1 protein-coding gene is annotated in these 528 nt (G+C 64.2%); it reads left to right on the plus strand.

The window, feature by feature from the left end; all coding sequences use genetic code 11:
- Positions 1-528: M1 family aminopeptidase (locus CFB47_RS40055; protein ID WP_306426912.1), on the plus strand; the 528-nt coding region annotated here is incomplete at both ends.

The following is a 528-nucleotide window of genomic DNA, read 5'->3' on the forward strand; positions in this document are numbered from 1 at the left end:
GCGCCGACAAGGCCGCGTACCCGGTGCTGCTGTCGAACGGCAACCTCGTCGATTCGGGCGACCTGCCCGACGGGCGCCACTTCGCGAAATGGGAAGACCCGTTCCGCAAGCCGAGCTACCTGTTCGCGCTGGTCGCGGGCAAGCTCGTCGCGATCGAGGAGAAGATCACGTCCGGCTCGGGCAAGGAGAAGCTGCTGCAGGTGTGGGTCGAGCCGGCCGATCTCGACAAGACGCGTCATGCGATGGATTCGCTGATCCACTCGATCCGCTGGGACGAGCGGCGCTTCGGCCTCGAGCTCGATCTCGACCGCTTCATGATCGTCGCGGTCGGCGACTTCAACATGGGCGCGATGGAGAACAAGGGGCTCAACATCTTCAACACGAAGTACGTGCTGGCGAACCCCGAGACCGCGACCGACACCGACTTCGCGAACATCGAATCGGTGGTCGGCCACGAGTACTTCCACAACTGGACCGGCAACCGCGTGACCTGCCGCGACTGGTTCCAGCTGAGCCTGAAGGAAGGCC

This window comes from Burkholderia sp. AU27893 (assembly GCF_002223205.1).
GTDB lineage: Bacteria > Pseudomonadota > Gammaproteobacteria > Burkholderiales > Burkholderiaceae > Burkholderia.